This window comes from Novosphingobium mississippiense (assembly GCF_044029535.1).
Classification (GTDB): Bacteria; Pseudomonadota; Alphaproteobacteria; order Sphingomonadales; family Sphingomonadaceae; genus Novosphingobium.
In genome coordinates this window covers 490,313-504,280 of sequence record NZ_CP147001.1, presented here as the reverse complement: position 1 = coordinate 504,280, position 13,968 = coordinate 490,313, and the positions used below count along the sequence as shown (strand labels likewise).

Below are 13,968 nucleotides of genomic sequence, written 5' to 3'. Positions count from 1 at the left end.
CGCTGCCGATGAAAAGGGCCGGAAGGAGCGATCCTTCCGGCCCTTTCTTCAATGCCACCAGAGATGGAAGTGCGAGCCACGTTCGCGTCATCCTCCTCCATCGTCATCCCAGCGAAAGCTGGAATCGCCCTCGGTCAAACGCCTCGCCCTCGGACAAGGCAATCGAAGAAATCGCGCCATGTGGGATTGCTGCTCGACGAGTTGAATTTTCCAATCCCGGTTCCAAGCCTTGGGCGCTTTTTCACGCGCAATTACCGTCGTGATCTCCGCGTGTTCCTCGATCGGAACCAGTCTTGTCAGGCCGTATTTTCGGCAGAAGACCGACCCTGCTGCATCATGCGTGCGGCGAGATTGCTGGTGACGCCGATGTACGACACGCCGCGAGGGCTATTGGTGAGACTGTACGTCCAGCCGCCCATGCGTGAAAGCGTACATCCTGCCGACGACGATCCCAGCTTTCGCGGGGATGTCGACAGGATTTCAACCTCTCGGCGGCTCTCCCTCAAAGACAAAGAAAAAGGGCCGGAGGTTTCCCCCCGGCCCTTCTATCCGTTTCGCGGTTCCTGAAGAAATCAGGCGCCGGCGATATCGCCAACCGGTGCTTACGCGCCGGCGATATCGGTCGTGTCGATCTTCAGGCCCGGGCCCATCGACGACGACAGCGAGATCTTGCGAACGTACTTGCCCTTCGAGCCCGAAGGCTTGGCCTTGACGATCGCATCGACGAACGCGCTGAAGTTGGTCAGCAGGTCGGCGTCCGAGAACGACATCTTGCCGATGCCGGCGTGGATGATGCCCTGCTTCTCAACGCGGAACTCGATCTGGCCGCCCTTGGCGTCCTTCACGGCCTGCGTGACGTTCGGGGTAACCGTGCCCAGCTTCGGGTTCGGCATCAGGCCCTTCGGACCCAGCAGCTTACCGAGACGGCCGACGACGCCCATCATGTCCGGGGTGGCAATGACGCGGTCGTAGTCGAGGTTGCCGGCCTGCATGTCGTCCATGAGGTCTTCCGCACCAACCTTGTCGGCGCCAGCGGCGAGGGCTTCGGCAGCCTTGTCACCCTTGGCGAACACGGCGACGCGAACGGTCTTGCCGGTGCCGGCCGGAAGCGAAACCATGCCGCGAACCATCTGGTCGGCGTGACGCGGGTCAACGCCCAGGTTCATCGCGACTTCAATGGTTTCGTCGAACTTGGTCGTCTTCAGGTCGCGCAGCGTCTGCAGCGCGTCAGCGACGGGGTAGTGCTTGAGGTTTTCGCCGAGCTTTTCGGTCAGCGACTTCTGCTTCTTGGTCACCTTGGCCATGGAATCAGCCCTCCACCACTTGCAGGCCCATCGCGCGGGCCGAACCTTCGATGATCTTGGTGGCGGCATCAATGTCGTTGGCATTGAGGTCGGCCATCTTGACCTGGGCGATCTCGGCAAGCTGCGAACGCTTGACGGTACCGGCGCTGATCTTGCCCGGCTCCTTCGAGCCCGACTTCAGGTTCACGGCCTTCTTGATGAGGAAGGTCGCCGGGGGGGTCTTGGTGACGAACGTGAAGCTGCGATCCGCATAGACCGTGATGATGGTCGGGATCGGCATGCCCTTTTCGAGCTCCTGCGTGGCGGCATTGAACGCCTTGCAGAATTCCATGATGTTCACGCCGCGCTGACCCAGCGCAGGGCCGATCGGCGGGGACGGCGTGGCACTGCCGGCCTTGACCTGCAGCTTGATGTAACCTTCGATCTTCTTGGCCATGTGGCCACTCCTTTCACACTTTCGCACCTGCCGGGCAGATGCTCATGTTTAGCGGTCTTACGGACGCCGGGGCATCCTCCCGCAGGGAATCGGGCAGCACGAAGCCGCTCCGAAGGGCGCGCCCCTAACCGAAATCGGATGAAAAGAAAAGGACGGAATGCAGCCCGGCGAACCGAACCGCTTCACGCCGCCTGCGCGGATCGCCGGGTTTCGGCGTGACGCTGCCACACGGCACGGACAGCGCGGCGCGCCGGTGTTTCGAGATAGCGGAACGAAAGGTCGGACACCAGCAGAACCAACGCGCCGAAGCCCAGCGTCACTGCAAACCAGGTGCCGATCCCGCCCGAGATCGGGCCATAATGCCCCTCAAACAGGCGCAGGATCGGCCAGTGGACGAGGTAGATCGCGTAGGACCGATCGCCCAACCAGCGCATCGGCACCGAACCCATGAACTTCAGCCGCAGGGCCAGCAGCAGCAATGCCGGCCAGGCCAGCAGGCTGAGCGGTAGCAGCGAACTCATCCGCCCCATGTCGAGCGCGATGCCGATCGCCATCAGGCAGACGAGCAGCGCGGTGGGCGCATGGCGCAGCCGCGCCCGCGCATGCCAGAGCACTTGGCCTAGGAAAAAGCCCAGAAGGCCGCGTGGAAGGCCATCCCCCACCCAGGGGCCGCCCGCCCTGCCCTGCAGCGCGAAGTGCAGCAAGGCACCGGCGATCGCCAGCACGGTCACCCGCTGCAGCATCCGCCTGCCGCCGACGGCGCCCAGCGCGAAGAGCACGTAGCACAGGCATTCCACCGAGATCGACCAGCTCGGCCCGTTGAAGCTTTGGCCCACGGTGCCGACGAACCCCTGAAGCATGAAGAGGTTCGCCATGAAGGCGAGCGGGGTGTTGTTCGGATCGCCCAGGAACGCCAATGCACAGACCAGCAGCATCACCAGATGCAACGGATAAAGTCGTGCAACCCGTGCAACGGCGAACGATCCCATCGTGCTCCGTCTCAGGGCATAACCCTGCCCGGGTGCGCGCTCGACCAGGTAGACGTGCGCGAAGATGTAGCCGGAGATCAGGAAGAACAGGTCCACCAGCGTCCAGCCCCAGTGCTGGAACCAGCGCAACAGGCCAGGCAGCGCTTCATTGACATCCGAGGTGAACAGCGACTGCGGGTGGTAGAGCAGCGCCACCCCGCAGGCGGCGAGACCGCGCAGACCGTCGAGACGCGTCAAGCGTCCGCCCGGCCCTGTCGCCTCTCCTTTCAAGGTCGCGAAAATCCCCATCGCCGGGATTATTACAGGCTCAGGGTTAAAAGGCCGATAATTGCGCCTTCACACCGTGTTTACACCTCGCCATACGACCCGCCATGGACAATGCCGAACTCGACCACCTGATCTGGACCGCACTTTCCGGCGAACAGGCACGTTTCGCGCTGGGCACGCAGAACGCCCGCCGCTTCCATCCCGAGATCGGCCCGCTGGCCGCTGTGCGCGATTTTTCGGCCGAAAGCCTGGCCGACTTTGCCGCGCTGGCCAATGCGCACGGGCCGCTGGCGCTGATGCAACCGGGAGAGCCGGTGGAAGTACCCGGCATCGACCTCGTGAAATCCGCACTTGGCGTGCAGATGATCTTCGCCGGTGAAACCGCGGCGCTGGAGGCCATTGCCGAAGCGGCGCGCGATTCGCGGATTGCGCCGCTGGACCGGCAGGACCATGCGGAAATGCTGGAACTCGCCACGCTGACCCAACCCGGCCCATTCGGCACACGCACCGGCGAACTGGGCGATTTCTGGGGGATCAAGGAAGGCGGCCGCCTCCTTGCCATGGCCGGACAGCGCACCCGGACCGGCAATTTCATCGAGGTCAGCGCGGTCTGCGCCCATCCCGATGCGCGCGGACGCGGGCTTGCCGGCCTGCTCTCGCGCCGGGTGGCAGCGGACATCCTCGACGGGGGACGCACACCGATCCTGCATTCCTATGCCGACAACGAGGCTGCCCTCTCGCTCTACCGCAAGCTGGGCTTCGTGGAACGCGCGCGGGTCAGCCTGACGATCTACGCGCCCCGGAGCTGAGCTGACCCACCCGGCCGGTACGAAAAAGGGGCGCCTTCCGAGTGGAAGGCGCCCCTTTTTCGTACCGACTGCTCCGCCGAAGCGAAGCGGCCCGGCTTACTTGCTGAGTTCGACGTGCTCGAAGTCGAGGTCGACCGGCGTCGCGCGGCCGAAGATCGAGACCGAGACCTTGACGCGGTTCTTGTCGAAATCGAGTTCCTCGACAATGCCGTTGAAGCTGGCGAACGGGCCGTCCAGCACCTTGACCGAATCGCCGATCTCGTAATCGACGCTGACCTGCTTGCGCGGAGCGGCGGCGGCGGCTTCGGCGGCGCCGAAGTAGCGCGCGGCCTCGCTCTCGCTGATCGCCTGCGGCTTGCTGTTGTTACCCAGGAAGCCAGTGACCTTCGGGGTGTTCTTGACGAGGTGGTAGACGTCGTCGTTCAGGGTCAGCTTGGCCAGCACGTAACCGGGCATGGTCTTGCGTTCGACCTGGACCTTCTTGCCGCGCTTGACCTCAGTGATGGTCTCATGCGGGACCTGCACGTCCTCGACGAGCTGCGAGAGGCCGATACGTTCGGCTTCGGCGAGGATGGCTTCCTTCACCTTGTTCTCGAAGCCGGAATAGGCGTGGATGATGTACCAGCGGGCCATGGTTCTCTCTTCGTTGTCTGGTTTCAGCCGATCAGCGACAGGAGCGAGCTGACGATCCAGCCGAACAATGCGTCGATGCCCAGGAAGAACACTGCCAGCAGCAGCGTCATCAGGCCGACGAAGATCGCGGTCGTCACCGTTTCCTGGCGCGAGGGCCAGTGAATCTTGGAGGCTTCGGTGCGCACCTGGCGGAAGAATTCGCCCGGAGTGGTCTTGGCCATGTCAGTCGTACTCGCGTCTCTGCCTGGTGCCCGAAAGGCATTCCGGGCGGGAAAAAGTCTCGTGGCTTCCGCCTAGGGCTCATCGCCGCCCCGGCCTAGACCGGGAGGGGCAGATAAGATCCGTATGTCGGAAGGAAAGCGCGACTTAGCGCCCGTCGCCCTGATTTGCAAGGTCTGCCGGATCGGCAAGACGTGCAAGGAACGAGTTGGAGCTGGAATAGAGCACGCGCGCGCCATCGGGCAGCGCCACCGGCTTGATCGTGCCGATATACCACAGGTAATCGGCATGGCGCGCGGGCGGGAACGTGCGCAGATCGATGTGCTGCTGCGGCGAATAGAGAATCCGCTGCGTCGGATCTGCGAAGCGATAGGAAAGATCGCGCATCGACAGCATGTGCACATCGGGCAGCGCGAAGTTGGAATTCTCCATCGCGCTGCGGCGAACCACGGCGTAGGATCCGAAATGCTCGAACGGGCCGAAGCGCCACTGGCTGCGCGGGATCGCCACGGCGGTAGCGACGCGGGCGCCTTCCGGCACCTTGTCCAGCGCGGCGATCAGTTCACGCGCGGTCTGCGCGTCCTGGTACCAGACCGCCGTGGTCACCAGCGTGCGCGCCACGAACAGCGCGGTCGCCCCCCGCACCGCCCAGCGCGGCAGGTTCCAGTCGATCGCGAGGCAGGCCACCATCAGCGCCATCGTGGACAGGCGATAGTCGGCATAGTCGCCGCCGAAGATCTGGCGCGGCACGATCAGCGTCAGCACGAACAGGATCAGCGCGGCCCAGCCGAAGCGGCCGTCGATCTTGCGCAGCGCCAGCGCCCCGCCCAGCACGCCCAGCACGATCCACAGGCTGGCGATATCGAACGTGTAGTCGAAGCTGCGCATCGACTTGTAGAGGATGCTCCACTTGTAATCGAGCACCCAGCGTCCGTAGGAAACCTTGGAATTGCTGCCCATGCCCATCAGCATCGGCAGCAGCGGGAAGATCAGCGGCCAGGGCTTCAGGAACGGGCGCCAGTCGCGCCAGCTTTTCCGGTGGCTCCATTCGTAGCCGAAGATCAGCACGCCCATCACGCCCCAGCCGGACACGTGGCTGAGCCAGACGACGAAGCTGGCCGGCACCATCGCCGCCCAACGCCATGGCTTGCCTTCCAGCTTCACCCAGGCCGCGAAGACGAACAGCGCCAGCGCCACCGAGAGCGACCAGTTGACGAAGCCCATCAGCAGCGAGGGCGACCAGATCATCGCCAGCGAGAGGATCGGTCCCACGCCCATCTTGCGGCCGAGCGAACGGCACAGGGCATGGACGGACAGCACCGACAGGAACGGAATCAGCGCGACGATGATGCGCCCGGCCTGCTCCAGCCCGAAGATCGGCGTCATCGGCACCATCAGCAGTTCGACGCCGAGATTGCCGGTCCATTCCCAGTTGAAGCGGAAATAGCGCGTCAGATACGGGTCCTGCCCGTGATCGAGCGCGACCTTGTATCCCGCCAGGTGCGAGGGATAGTCGGTCATCTGCGGGGCCCAGGCGACCAGCACGGGCAATGCCGCCAGCACCGCCATGGCCAGCGCGAACATCAGCCCGCGATCCATCGTCGGCAGGCGGAAGCGGCTGCCAAAGCGACTGGCCGCCGTCTTGAACAGGTCCTGGGTCTGCGGTTGCGCGGTACCGTGCATCTGCGGCGTAATCTTTCCCGACTTCAAGCCAGTCTGGTGCCCAACGGGGCGGGAGATCGGCAAGCTTGCCGAATTCTCCACGGGTGCCCGAATCGCCAGACGCGGCCCCTCCTTGAGCGCGCCTAACCGCAATCGCGGTATCGGCAAAGCGAATCACGGTATCGCGGCTTGCGGCTTATCGCAAATGCGAAGACGGGCCCTGCCCGCCAATGGCCCTGCCGGCCCACGCGTGATCCGAACGCGAATCACTTCGCCCTGAACGCGCAAAGGCCCCGGAATTGTCCGGGGCCTTTGTTTTCCAGCGCGTTCCGGCGAAGGAAGATGCTGGCAGGAGTGGAGGGACTCGAACCCACGGCCCTCGGTTTTGGAGACCGATGCTCTACCAACTGAGCTACACTCCTGCGGGCGGGCTGGCCTCTAGACACTGTTCCGCAGGATGACAAGGGGATTACGGCAGATACTGCAGAACTTAATCCACAGGCCTATTCCCGACTTGCATTCCGACCACCGGTAGAGGCACGCTGAAGCCTTGCCCTCTCAATCAGACCAGACACGTGCACGCCCCCAGTTCCACACGCATGATCGAGCCGGAGCTTCTGATGCTCGCCTACCGCAGCGGGATCTTCCCGATGGCGGACAGCCGCGACGATCCGGAGATTTTCTGGATAGAGCCGCGCCTGCGGGCGATTCTTCCGCTCGACGGTTTCCACCTCTCGCATTCGCTGGCGCGAACGCTGCGGCGCGGCCGTTTCACCGTTACCTGCAACGCCGCCTTTTCAGAGGTGATGGAGGCGTGCGCCGCCCCGCGGCAGGTACGTCCCGATAGCGACGACGAATCGGGCAGCTGGATCAGCCACCGCATCCAGGCCAGTTACGAGAACCTGCACTTCATGGGGCAAGCCCATTCGATCGAGGTCTGGCGCGAGGAAGACGGCGCGCGCAGGCTGGTGGGCGGGCTTTATGGCGTGGGCTTCGATCGGGTGTTCTGCGGCGAAAGCATGTTCTCGCGCGAAACCGATGCTTCGAAAGTGGCGCTGGCCTGGCTGGTGGCGGCGCTGCGCCTGGGCGGCACGACCCTGCTGGACTGCCAGTTCATGACCCCGCACCTCGCCTCGCTGGGCGCGGTGGAGATGCCGCAGAAGCGCTACCTGAGCCTGCTGCAGCAGGCTCAGTCGGCGGTATCGCCCGAAGGGGAAGGCGATGCGGATGGCGTCGGGGCGGTCACCGGCGCAGCCGTGGCCGAATTGGTGGCTTCGGAGGAAGACGGCGCGGTGCTTGCCTTGCCCGATGCTTTCGCGGCGCTGCTGGAACTGGTTGCCGACGGCGGCAACGCCTCTTCGCCCGGGAAGGTCATCGCGCAGCTCTTGACCCACACGTCATAGACCGGGTGCTGCACCGTGTTGAGCGCAGGCGAATTCTTGAACAGCCAGCCCGAGAAGACCTTGTGCCAGGCCAGCTTCTCGTTGGCGTTGGCGCGTTCTTCCACGAAGACCTGCACGAAGGCGCCCTCTTCCTGAGGACGCTCCCACGGCAGCGACTTCTCGCAGGTGGAAACCTTGACGACCAGGTTGCCCAGGCGCTTGGCCTCGCCCGGCTTCATCACCAGGTCCTGCGTCAGGTTGTTGCGCTTGTTGAGGACGCCCAGCGTGACCACGCGGTCCTTGTTGGGCGTGCCCAGTTGCTGGCCCTGCGCCGCCTGCGCGGGGCCGGCCTGCATGCCGGCGATGGCATCGGGGATGGAGGTGTCCTGCGCCTCGGGCGCGGGTTCACCCTTGCCGCAGGCGGCCAGCGCCAGCGGCAAGGCGATAATCGGCGCGTAGGCGAAGACCCGCTTCACTGGCGCGTCCCTCAGGCTTCGGGAGACCAGGCCTCGTAATCGCCGGTGGCCGGCGCACGCACGCCACCGCGTTCGAGCGCACCCTGCGGGCGATAGGCGGCGCCGGTGCCGGTGGCATTGGGAGTGTAGTCCACTTCCCAGATGCGCGGCGGCGGCAGGTGGCTTTCGGGAACGCCGTCATAGCTGTGGTGCAGCCAGCCGTGCCATTCGGCGGGGACGTTGCTGGCGTCGTTGGCGGCCGCATAGATTACCCAGCGACGTTCGTACCCCTCGGTCGTCCGCACCTTGGCGGACTTCGAGCGATAGTACTTGTTGCCCTGCGCGTCGGTGCCGACGTGCTCGCCATTGCGCGAGCTCCAGAGCGAGGTGCCGATGGTGGCGCCGTCCCACCAGGTGAAGATCTTGGTCAGGATTCCCATGGGCTGCGCGTTAGCGCCCTTCCACGCCGATGCCAAGCATGTTCCCGCGCGAAAACGACAGTTATGCCGCATGGTGAGGCAGCCCTGCGCCCCGTTCCGGCCGACTGGGCCAAGCAGGTCTTCAAGCGGGAGGCACGCCTGAACGCGCCGCGGGCGGGGACATTGCCAATACGGCGATGCTCGGCGTGCCTTCGCGCGCTTGCATTCGGCGCCGAGCCCCGGCGCGCTTTTTCAACCGCCGCGCCAGACGCCGCCTTAGCCGGTCACCGGCTTACCAGGTCACCTTGTCGCCCGGCGCGATGCCGAGTTCGGCGGCGCGGCCGCCGTTCAGTTCCAGCACGCCGATCACCGGCCCCTTGGAAGGCAGGGACCGCTCGTCATAAGGCACGGCATTGGCAGCGATATTGAGCACGCGGCGGTCAGGCCCGATGAACAGTATGTCCAGCGGAATCACCGTGTTCTTCATCCAGAACGCGGCCTTGCGCGGGGCCTTTTCGGGGAAGATCATCCCCTCGTCCGCGCCCATCGCGGTGCGGAACATCAGGCCTTTCGCCTGCTCCGCCTCGCTTTCGGCCACTTCGACCTGGAAGACGTGCGACTTGCCGGCGGACGCCACCGTCAGCGGCACGACGGAAAGCCCCGATTCGGGATGGACCGCGCCGGTTTGCGTCGCCGCGCCGATTGCGGTTTCCGCGCCGCTTTTCGAACAGGCGGCAGGCAGCAGCAGGGCGGGGGCCAGCAGGCACCTGGCGATAAAGCGATGGAAGGGCATGGTTCAGGCGTCTCCGGATTCCGATTCTGCTTCCTGCACCCAGTCCTCTGCCGCCTCCGGGCTCTCCGCGTCGATGATCGCGCGCGCCATGTCGAGACGGTGCCCCGCGCGCAGCATGGCCGCGATGTGCTTTTCGCGCAGCGGCCTGTCGGCCGGCTGAACCGCAAACGGGCCGAACCGACGCCGCCGCGCCAATACAAGCGCCGCGCGCCGCCCTGCCCCTTCATCCGGGCTGGCGGCATGGCGCAGATCCTCGTCCACGCCCGCATGCCCCAACGCCTCGCCCACGCGCCTTGCGCCATAGCCGCGCCGCAGCAGGCTGCCCGCCTTCATCCGCGCCCACGCCTCGTCATTCACGTAGCCCAGCTCGCAATAACGGGCGATCAAGCCATCCAGATCGGGAAAATCGCCACCATCCCATCCCCGCTCCCGCAGTTTGCGTTGCAGATAATCGCGCAGCTTCCCTTGCGTCGTGGCGAAACGCGCGACATAGGCGAGCGCCAATTCCTCCAGGCGGGTCTGGTTAAGCGGTTGTGGATTGCGACGCTTGTCGGACATCTTGCCCTATTCGTGCCACAGTCGGCTCAGAATGGGGAGAGCGCACGGAACCATGCAGATGGGATAGCTGTGAAAATTGCTGTTTCCGATCCAGGTCGGGTCCGGTTCAGGTTGGGCCGGGTAGAAGTCCCAGGTTCCGTAGAGAATTAAACGGTATAACAACAACGGGTTATAACGAGATGAACGACACCATCAACATGGTGCCGCAAGCGAGTGAAGCACTGGTCGCAACCCCCAACGGGGACGCGCTTGCCCGCCGTTTTGCCGATTTCGACACTTTCTGCGACGCCCTCGATTATGCGGCGCAGGGCCAGCGCGGCTTCAATTTCCACGATCCGCGTGGCGTGCTGAAACGCGTCTATCCCTTTTCGGAGCTGCGCGAAGATTCGATCAAGGTCGCCCATGCGCTGATCGCGCGCGGCGTGAAGCCGAACGATCGCATCGCCCTGATCGCCGAAACCGGCACCGATTTCGCCGCGCTGTTCTGCGGCGTGGTCTACGCCGGCGCCTGGCCGGTGCCGCTGCCCCTGCCCACCAGCTTCGGTGGCAAGGACAACTATATCGAGCAGCTGGCCGTCCAGCTTTCCAGCTCGGACCCGATGCTGCTGGTCGGCCCGGACGAGATTGCCGAAATGACCGCCGCCGCCGCTGACAAGCAGGGCTGCGGCCACGCGACCTGGGCCGATTTCGCAGCGAAGGACGCGCCGGAAGTCGCGCTGCCCAAGGCCAGCCCGGACGATATCTGCTATCTGCAGTATTCCAGCGGCTCCACCCGCTTCCCGCACGGCGTTGCCGTCACGCACCGTTCGCTGATGTCGAACCTGGCCGCGCATAGCCACGGCATGGAACTGATCGACAGCGACCGCTGCATTTCGTGGCTGCCTTGGTATCACGACATGGGCCTGGTCGGCTGCTTCCTCTCGCTGATCGCCAACCAGGTCTCGGGCGACTACCTGAAGACCGAGGATTTCGCCCGCCGTCCGCTGGCATGGCTGGACCTGATCACGCGCAACCAGGGCACCTCGATCTCGTATTCGCCCACGTTCGGCTACGACATCTGCGCCCGCCGCATTTCCAGCCAGAGCCATGTCGACGATCGTTTCGACCTGTCGCGCTGGCGGCTTGCCGGCAACGGCGCCGACATGATCCGCCCGGACGTAATGCAGAGCTTCGTCAACGCATTCGCGCAGGCCGGCTTCAAGGCAACCGCTTTCCTGCCCAGCTACGGCCTTGCCGAAGCGACGCTGGCGGTCACCATCATGCCCCCGGGCGAAGGCATCCGCGTCGAACTGGTGGAGGAAGAACGCCTCTCCGGTTCCCCGCGCGACCTCAGCCGCCCGGCCCGCTACCGCGCCATCGTCAACTGCGGCAAGCCCGTGCTCGACATGGAAGTGGTGATCCGGGGCGAGAATGGCGACAGCCTTACCGACCACAAGATCGGCAAGGTCTGGTGCCGCGGCACCAGCGTCATGCACTCCTACTTCCGCGACCCCGAAGCGACCGAGGCCTGCCTCGTCGACGGATGGCTGGACACGGGCGACATGGGCTACATGGCCGATGGCTATCTGTTCATCGTCGGCCGTGCGAAGGACATGATCATCATCAACGGCAAGAACCACTGGCCCCAGGATATCGAATGGGCCGTGGAGCAGCTGCCGGGCTTCAACCATGGCGACATCGCTGCCTTCTCGGTTGAGATGGACAATGGTGAGGAAACGCCGGCGGTGTTGGTCCACTGCCGCGTCTCCGATCCGGTGAAGCGCATCGAACTGCGCGACCTGATCCGCGACAAGGTGCGCTCGATCACCGGCATGAACTGCGTGGTCGAACTGGTTCCGCCCAAGAGCCTGCCGCGCACCAGCTCTGGCAAGCTCAGCCGCGCCAAGGCGAAGAAGCTGTACCTTTCGGGCGAGATCGAGCCGTTCAAGCTCGCCGCCTGACTTAAAGCTTTTTGATTTCAGGACCGGGCCGGGAAGCACTGCGCTTTCCGGCCCGTTTCGATTCCGGTGGCAATGCTTCTCGCGTAAACGTCCTCAGTCCCGCTGATCATTCGAACATAAAATCCCGTCGCCCCCGCGAAGGCGGGGGCCCCGCTTTTCTGACGGCTAACGCATAGAGGTGGGTTTCAGCGACGTCTCCGCACCTTAAGCGGGATCCCCGCCTTCGCGGGGATGACGAGGTGTTTGAAGTCTGAACTTGAGTGGGGTGATGACAACGTGCTGCGAATCAGCCCGCACCTTCTGCCTCCCAATCCGGATAACGCGGCAAAGTCACCAGCAGCACACCGCTGACCACACAGCCGAACACCCCGGCACAGAGGAACGGCCCGTACCCTCCGAACTTGTCGTAGACAACGCCGGCCAGCCAGGGCCCCAGCCCCGAGGCGAAAGCCACCATCGCCGCCATCACCCCGTAAATCGCGCCGAAGTGTCGCATTCCGGCATAACCGGCAGTAAGGAAGGCGCAGATCTGCGTCTTCGTTCCGGCAGCATAGCCGTTGACCAGCAGGCCGAAGACCACGGCAGCGGTGGAATCGATCCACCAGATCAGCACGATGAAAGTGACGGCGGTTACGGCCATGGTCACACCGCCAATCCAGTTCGGCTTGTAACGGTCCATCAGCGCGCCAGTGACGAGCTTGCCGATGATCCCCGCCACACCGGTCAGCGCGGTAAGCCATGCAGCGTTGGCGCGGGTGACGCCCGCTTCGGTCAGGATCGGGAAGAGGTGGATGCCAAGGCCCACGGTGAGCACCATGACGATGAAGGTCGATACCGCCAGTTGCCAGATCGCCCGGCTGCGCAACGCCTGCCGCGGAGTGAGGCCCGGCAGGTGGAGCGTGCTGCGCGCTGCGGCGGCCTGCCCCGCCTGCTGCGCGGCACGCCGGGCGCGATCGTGAACGTCGTACAAGAACAGCGAACAGAGCAGCAGCGTCAACCCGCCCCAGCCCATGCCGAACCAGACGAAGGCGCCGCGCCAGCCGGTGTGCTCGATCAGGAAATTGCCCAGCGGCGGCACCACCGCCTGCGCGACGGCCGTGCCCGCCACGGTCATGCCCAGCGCAAGGCCCCTGCCCTTGTCGAACAGGCCGGCAACGGCCGTGGTCCAGACGGTCGACTTGATCGTGGTGAGCAGAATGCCGAAGACCACCCACAGCGTGATCCACTGCGCTTTCGATCCGTTCACCAGCGCGAACGAACTCATCGACACCATGACCAGCACGATCCCCGGCAGTGCCAAGCGGCGAGAGCCCACGCGATCGATCAGCGCACCATAGAATGGCGAGAGGATGGCGGTGACGAACGTGGCGATGCCCGGCCCTGCCGATAGCAGTGAGCGGTTCCAGCCGAATTCCTTGCCCAGCGGCTCGAAGAACAGCCCGGTGCCGGCCAGCAGCACGGAAAAGAACGAGAAGCCGACCGCAGAAGCCAGCACCAGCTTCCAGCCCCGTCGCCATTCCTCGCGCTGGCCGGTGCGATCCGGCGCGGCTCTACCCGGTGCGTGCATCTGTTCTCTCCCTTGGAAGAGAACCTAGGCGATGCGTGGGAAACGCCAATCGCGGGTGCGATACCCGCGCAATCAAATGGTCCGATGCAGTTCCAGATAATCGCGCGGTATGCTGAGGGCTTCCTTGGCCACTTGCGTCTCGCGCAGGAACAGCACCAGCGCCACCAGCAGCAGCACGATCGAGGCGAGGAAGATGATCGCCGCGATACCGTGCATGTCGAAACCGGCCAGCCCCTGAAGGAACAGCACGGCGACGGTCGTGCCGATGCACAGCGCGGAAAGCACCATGAAGCGGATGGCGTTGGTGATGATGTTGATGCGCTTGTCGACCAGCCGGATTTCCAGAACCACGATATCGTGGTCGGCCCCGTTGGTTTCGTTATGGCGTTCCTGAAGCGTACGCGCGCGATCCACCACCCGGCCCAGTCGGGTCGAAAGGATGTTCAGGATATTGCCGATGGCGACCAGCACGAACACCGGCGTCAACGCCAGCTGGATGGTCTGGACGATCGTGGAATCGCTGATGGCAAACACG

15 protein-coding genes, 1 tRNA gene and 1 pseudogene are annotated in these 13,968 nt (G+C 64.5%); 4 read left to right on the top strand and 13 right to left on the bottom strand.

All coding sequences use genetic code 11. The features are described from left to right. Positions 1-180: 180 nt before the first annotated feature. The gene (locus WBP06_RS02370) at positions 181-567 is read left to right on the top strand and encodes a hypothetical protein (RefSeq protein WP_395331492.1); all 387 of its coding nucleotides are present in this window, start codon (positions 181-183) and stop codon (positions 565-567) included. 35 nt (positions 568-602) lie between these two features. Here the strand turns inward: WBP06_RS02370 and rplA are convergent, their stop codons facing one another. From rplA to WBP06_RS02355, 3 genes are all read right to left on the bottom strand, one after another. After that, complete coding sequence (gene rplA / locus WBP06_RS02365) at positions 603-1,304, bottom strand: 50S ribosomal protein L1 (RefSeq protein WP_395331490.1); 702 nt, start codon at positions 1,302-1,304, stop codon at positions 603-605. A 4-nt stretch (positions 1,305-1,308) separates the two neighbouring features. Then, positions 1,309-1,740 (bottom strand): 50S ribosomal protein L11, encoded by a 432-nt coding sequence (gene rplK, locus WBP06_RS02360; RefSeq protein WP_395331488.1) that lies wholly within the window; start codon positions 1,738-1,740, stop codon positions 1,309-1,311. Between the two features lie 182 nt (positions 1,741-1,922). Further along, complete coding sequence (locus WBP06_RS02355; RefSeq protein ID WP_395331486.1) at positions 1,923-2,966, bottom strand: acyltransferase family protein; 1,044 nt, start codon at positions 2,964-2,966, stop codon at positions 1,923-1,925. Between the two features lie 134 nt (positions 2,967-3,100). Between WBP06_RS02355 and WBP06_RS02350 the strand changes: the two genes are divergently transcribed. Then, positions 3,101-3,805, top strand: a complete 705-nt coding sequence (locus WBP06_RS02350) for a GNAT family N-acetyltransferase (RefSeq protein ID WP_395331484.1) — start codon at positions 3,101-3,103, stop codon at positions 3,803-3,805. Between the two features lie 96 nt (positions 3,806-3,901). On the opposite strand, the gene nusG is transcribed toward WBP06_RS02350, so the two are convergent. From nusG to WBP06_RS02330, 4 genes are all read right to left on the bottom strand, one after another. After that, positions 3,902-4,438, bottom strand: a complete 537-nt coding sequence (gene nusG, locus WBP06_RS02345) for a transcription termination/antitermination protein NusG (protein ID WP_395331482.1) — start codon at positions 4,436-4,438, stop codon at positions 3,902-3,904. Positions 4,439-4,461: 23 nt separating this feature from the next. Next, positions 4,462-4,659: a preprotein translocase subunit SecE gene (secE, locus tag WBP06_RS02340; RefSeq protein ID WP_395331480.1), complete on the bottom strand. Its 198-nt coding sequence runs from the start codon at positions 4,657-4,659 to the stop codon at positions 4,462-4,464. A 145-nt stretch (positions 4,660-4,804) separates the two neighbouring features. Then, positions 4,805-6,367 (bottom strand): hypothetical protein, encoded by a 1,563-nt coding sequence (locus WBP06_RS02335; protein WP_395331478.1) that lies wholly within the window; start codon positions 6,365-6,367, stop codon positions 4,805-4,807. Between the two features lie 298 nt (positions 6,368-6,665). Beyond that, positions 6,666-6,741 (bottom strand) — tRNA-Trp (locus WBP06_RS02330). 177 nt (positions 6,742-6,918) lie between these two features. Here WBP06_RS02330 and aat point away from each other — a divergent pair. Then, the gene (aat, locus tag WBP06_RS02325; RefSeq protein WP_395333994.1) at positions 6,919-7,722 is read left to right on the top strand and encodes a leucyl/phenylalanyl-tRNA--protein transferase; all 804 of its coding nucleotides are present in this window, start codon (positions 6,919-6,921) and stop codon (positions 7,720-7,722) included. A 35-nt stretch (positions 7,723-7,757) separates the two neighbouring features. On the opposite strand, the pseudogene WBP06_RS02320 reads toward aat, so the two are convergent. The 4 genes and pseudogenes from WBP06_RS02320 to WBP06_RS02305 all read right to left on the bottom strand — a co-directional run. Further along, positions 7,758-7,940: pseudogene (locus WBP06_RS02320) on the bottom strand (DUF2155 domain-containing protein); the annotation flags it as partial. A 248-nt stretch (positions 7,941-8,188) separates the two neighbouring features. Beyond that, positions 8,189-8,596, bottom strand: a complete 408-nt coding sequence (locus WBP06_RS02315) for an NADH:ubiquinone oxidoreductase subunit NDUFA12 (protein WP_395331476.1) — start codon at positions 8,594-8,596, stop codon at positions 8,189-8,191. Between the two features lie 271 nt (positions 8,597-8,867). Then, positions 8,868-9,368 carry a DUF192 domain-containing protein gene (locus WBP06_RS02310; RefSeq protein WP_395331474.1) on the bottom strand — a complete coding sequence of 167 codons (501 nt, stop codon included), beginning with the start codon at positions 9,366-9,368 and terminating at the stop codon, positions 8,868-8,870. 3 nt (positions 9,369-9,371) lie between these two features. Further along, the gene (locus WBP06_RS02305) at positions 9,372-9,926 is read right to left on the bottom strand and encodes a regulatory protein RecX (RefSeq protein ID WP_395331472.1); all 555 of its coding nucleotides are present in this window, start codon (positions 9,924-9,926) and stop codon (positions 9,372-9,374) included. A gap of 179 nt (positions 9,927-10,105) precedes the next feature. Here WBP06_RS02305 and WBP06_RS02300 point away from each other — a divergent pair, with 179 nt between their 5' ends. Further along, positions 10,106-11,866, top strand: coding sequence for a fatty acyl-AMP ligase (locus tag WBP06_RS02300; protein WP_395331470.1), 1,761 nt, complete (start codon positions 10,106-10,108; stop codon positions 11,864-11,866). 286 nt (positions 11,867-12,152) lie between these two features. Here WBP06_RS02300 and WBP06_RS02295 read toward each other — a convergent pair whose 3' ends face one another. Beyond that, positions 12,153-13,433 carry an MFS transporter gene (locus WBP06_RS02295; RefSeq protein ID WP_395331468.1) on the bottom strand — a complete coding sequence of 427 codons (1,281 nt, stop codon included), beginning with the start codon at positions 13,431-13,433 and terminating at the stop codon, positions 12,153-12,155. A gap of 72 nt (positions 13,434-13,505) precedes the next feature. Next, positions 13,506-13,967, bottom strand: a complete 462-nt coding sequence (locus WBP06_RS02290) for a DUF2721 domain-containing protein (RefSeq protein ID WP_395331466.1) — start codon at positions 13,965-13,967, stop codon at positions 13,506-13,508. Position 13,968: the final 1 nt, after the last annotated feature.